Genomic DNA, 3,969 nt, shown 5'->3' with positions numbered 1-3,969 from the left:
GGGTGCGAGGTGCGGGCGGCGAGGGATCCGCCGCTCGCACCTCAGCGGCCGGCGGCGGCGCGCAGCGCGTCGGCGCGGTCGGTGCGCTCCCAGGCGAAGTCGGGCAGCGGCCGGCCGAAGTGACCGTAGGCCGCGGTCTGGAGGTAGATCGGCCGCAGCAGGTCGAGGTCGCGGATGATCGCCGCGGGCCGCAGGTCGAAGACCTCGGTGACGGCCCGGGTGATCTCTGCCACCGGCACCGTCTCGGTGCCGAAGGTCTCGACGAACAGGCCCACCGGCTCGGCCTTTCCGATCGCGTAGGCGACCTGCAGCTCCGCCCGGCGGGCGAGGCCCGCCGCGACGACGTTCTTGGCCACCCAGCGCAGCGCGTAGGCGGCCGACCGGTCGACCTTGGACGGGTCCTTGCCGGAGAAGGCGCCGCCGCCGTGGCGGGCGTACCCGCCGTAGGTGTCGATGATGATCTTTCGGCCGGTCAGGCCGGCGTCACCGATCGGCCCGCCGATCTCGAACCGGCCGGTCGGGTTGACGAGCAGCCGGTAGCCGTCCACCTCCAGCCCGAGGCTCTCCTCGGCCAGCCGCTTGAGCTCCGGCGCGATGACCTGGTCCCGGATGTCCGGGATGAGGCGGGTGGCGAGGTCGACGTCCGCGGCGTGATGGGCCGAGACGACGACCGTGTCCAGCCGCACCGGCCGGTCGTCGTCGTACTCGATCGTCACCTGGGTCTTGCCGTCCGGGCGCAGGTAGGGCAGCACGCCCTCGTGTCGAACCTGGGACAGCCGCTGGGCCAGCCGGTGCGCCAGGGTGATCGGCAGCGGGAGCAGGTCGGGCGTCTCGTCGCTGGCGTAGCCGAACATGATCCCCTGGTCGCCGGCGCCCTGCTGGGCGAGCGCGTCCTCGCCGCCCTCGACCCGGGCCTCGTAGGCCTGGTTGACGCCCTGGGCGATGTCGGGGGACTGCGCGCCGATCGACACCAGAACGCCGACGGTGGCCCCGTCGAAGCCGGTCGCGGCGTCGTAGCCGATCTCGGTGAGGGTGCGTCGCACCACCGAGGTCACGTCCACGTGGGCGGAGCTGGTGACCTCGCCGGCCACGTGGACGTGCCCCGTGGTCAGCAGCGTCTCGATCGCGACCCGGGAGCTCGGGTCGGCGGCCAGATAGGCGTCGAGCAGAGCGTCGCTGATCTGATCGGCCAGCTTGTCGGGATGACCCTCGGTTACTGATTCCGACGTGAACAGGCGGCGGGACATGCGGGACCTCGTTTCGATGCTGCGCGGGAGAAATGTCGATGCTGCGTGGGAAGAAGAAGCGTTGGTTGCGGCCGGGGCCGGACGGACGGACTGCGGGGCTCGCAGCGGGAGATCGGTGGAGCGCGGCGGGCCCGCTTCGGCCGATCAGGGCCCCGGCCCGACCGCATGGGCGAACGGACGGCCCGGTGAGCCCCGCCCGGGTACCGCATCCGGCCGGCCCCGGGGACGGTGGGGCACGCAGGCGCGGGGCCGGCCGAATCTGACCCGCGGGACGACGCCTACGGGCAGCCGGACTGGCCGCGGACTTCGTGCGGCGCGAGTGACCGGCCCCGCGTGGCGGCGGGGCATCCGGGCACCGGCGGACCTCAGGAACGCGCTGAGTGCACCGCCCAGGGCGAGGAGACCCTCGCGCGGCTCAGCGCGCGGTACAGATGGCCGAGCTCACGAGGCCGAAGTCGACGTGACCACGCGTGACGAGGACGGCCTGGCACTGCACGCGGTGATCCCACCACGGGTGCCCGGCGGCGTCAACCACACCTGGCCGTGGGCGCGCCTTGTCTCACCGGGACCGCCATGCCAGAGTGGGATCATGCCGAGCCCGGACGACCTGACGTCCCGGGTCGCGGCCGCCCGGCGGTGACGATGCGCCGCAGGATCCCGCTCGTGCGCCGGCGGGCGGTCGATCTCATGCGGGTCGCCAGCCGACTCTGTAGCTGAACCATCGCTGGTGTGTGGCGCCGCGTCGCCATCCAGCCGCGATCGGGCGCCCGTTCCGAGCGGGTCGGCGTCCGTCGCACTCCTATTCACTGTCATGTGGCGTCTCGCCCTATGGGTCGGTCGTCCCCGTCGGGACCGGGTCGCCGTGCGGAGGTGGCGTGCTCATGTCCCAGGCCGATCGTGTGTCCCAGGCCGATCGCGTGCCGTTGTCCGTACTCGATCTGTCGCCCCGGTCGCAGGGCGCGTCGGCGGGTGACGCGCTGCGTAACACCCTCGACCTCGCCCGTCGCACCGAGGCGCTCGGCTTCCGCCGATACTGGCTCGCCGAGCATCATCTGGTGCCCGGGGTCGTGTCCTCGGCCCCGGCGGTCCTCATCGCGCTCGTGGCCGATGCCACGACCCGGATCCGGGTCGGCTCGGGAGCGGTCCAGATGGGTCATCACACGGCGGTGACCGTCGCGGAGGAGTTCGGCACCCTCGCCCAGATCCATCCGGGCCGGATCGACCTCGGGCTGGGGCGTCCCGCCGTCGACCGGCTGTTCGCCCCGACGAACGGCGTTGGCCCGCCGTCCGGGTCGGACCAGCCGACCGCCGCGTCCGGTGGGGCCGCGTCCGGTGGGGCCGCACCTGGCCGCGCGGCGACCGTCGTCGACGGGCTGTTGTTGCCCGCGCCGCCCCAGATGCGGCTGAACGCCGATCGACTGCGCCGCCAGTTCGCGCTCGTCGGCTACCGCCCGGGCGCCGGGGACCAGTACGGCCAGCAGGTCCGCGACATCCAGGCGTTCCAGCGGGGCGACTACCGGACCGCCGAGGGCGACCACCTGACGGTGCCGGTCGCTGAGGGTGCCGACGTGCAGATCTGGGTCCTCGGCTCCAGCCCGGGCGCGAGCGCTCGCACGGCCGGTGAGCTGGGACTGCCGTTCGTTGCGAACTACCACGTCTCGCCGTCCTCGGTGCTCGAGGCGGTACAGGCCTACCGGGACGCCTTCGTCCCGTCGGAGTCGTTCGACCGGCCCTACGTGATGGTCTCGGCGGACGTGGTGGTCGGCCCGGACGACGCCACGGCCGCCGAGCTCGCCTCGCCCTACGGCCTGTGGGTGCTGAGCATCCGGTCCGGACAGGGGGCCAGTCCCTACCCGAGCCCGGCGCAGGCGGCGGCCCACCCGTGGACCGCGGAGGAACGCACCCTCGTCGCGGACCGGGTCGAGACCCAGTTCGTCGGCGGCCCCGCCACCGTCGCGCGCAAGCTGGCGACGTTGCGGAAGGCGACCGGGGCAGACGAGTTGATCATCACGACGATCGCACACGATCATGCGGACCGGGTGCGCTCGTACGAGCTCCTCGCCGGTGAGTGGCACTGACAACCCCCGAGGAACCGCGCGTAACCCGAGGAACCGCACGCCGCGGGCCCGGCGGCGGCATCGCTTTGCGTCGTTCCTGACTGCTGGTTACCGTGGACCTCGGAGAATGACACCACCGGCGGTGACCGCCGCCGGCGGAGTTGGCGACCCGCGGGTGACGGCAGGAGGCATCGTGTCCGACGACCGGTCTCGGAGCGCGCAGCCGCCGCGCCCTCGACCGGGCGGTGGGGTGCACGAGCTCACGCACCGTCGGCACATCGACACCTGCCGGGTCAACGCGGCCGCCTGTACCCGCTGACGTCCCCAGCCTCCCTGACCTCCCGCGCCCCGGGGCTTGCCGGCGTCGCCCGCCCCGCGGGCCGCACCGTCGCCGGACCAGAGCTCGGACCCGATCCGTGAACCGGCGGCGGGAGGTCGTCGACACCGGCAGGAACGGCGTTGGTCATGACCGATCCCCTTGCATCATCCGAACACCCGGAACCGCCGGGCCGGCCCGATCCCACCGGCCGGCCTGATACCGCCGGCCAGCGCGATCCCACCGGCCGGCCAGTGTCCACCGGCCGGCCAGTGTCCGCTGGTCGGCCCGAGCCCGCTGGTCGGCCCGAGCCCGCAGGTCGGCCCGAGCCCGCAGGTCGCCTGGCGGG

The 3,969-nt window shown here is 73.5% G+C and carries 3 protein-coding genes and 1 pseudogene; 2 read left to right on the top strand and 2 right to left on the bottom strand.

Annotated elements, in window-relative coordinates; genetic code table 11:
- Nucleotides 1-41 precede the first annotated feature (41 nt).
- Nucleotides 42-1,247 (bottom strand): methionine adenosyltransferase, encoded by a 1,206-nt coding sequence (metK, locus tag ND748_RS27220; protein WP_251749063.1) that lies wholly within the window; start codon nt 1,245-1,247, stop codon nt 42-44.
- Between the two features lie 460 nt (nt 1,248-1,707).
- On the opposite strand from metK, the gene ND748_RS27215 reads away from it, so the two are divergent.
- Nucleotides 1,708-1,887, top strand: coding sequence for a hypothetical protein (locus ND748_RS27215; protein WP_251749062.1), 180 nt, complete (start codon nt 1,708-1,710; stop codon nt 1,885-1,887).
- A gap of 241 nt (nt 1,888-2,128) precedes the next feature.
- Nucleotides 2,129-3,325 carry an LLM class flavin-dependent oxidoreductase gene (locus ND748_RS27210; RefSeq protein ID WP_251749061.1) on the top strand — a complete coding sequence of 399 codons (1,197 nt, stop codon included), beginning with the start codon at nt 2,129-2,131 and terminating at the stop codon, nt 3,323-3,325.
- A 462-nt stretch (nt 3,326-3,787) separates the two neighbouring features.
- Here ND748_RS27210 and ND748_RS27205 read toward each other — a convergent pair.
- Nucleotides 3,788-3,969, bottom strand: a pseudogene (locus ND748_RS27205) (hypothetical protein); the annotation flags it as partial.

The sequence above is a fragment of the Frankia sp. AiPs1 genome (genome assembly GCF_023716945.1).
Lineage (GTDB): Bacteria > Actinomycetota > Actinomycetes > Frankiales > Frankiaceae > Frankia.
Note: the sequence above shows the minus strand (reverse complement) of the source record. Positions and strands in the feature narration are given on the sequence as shown.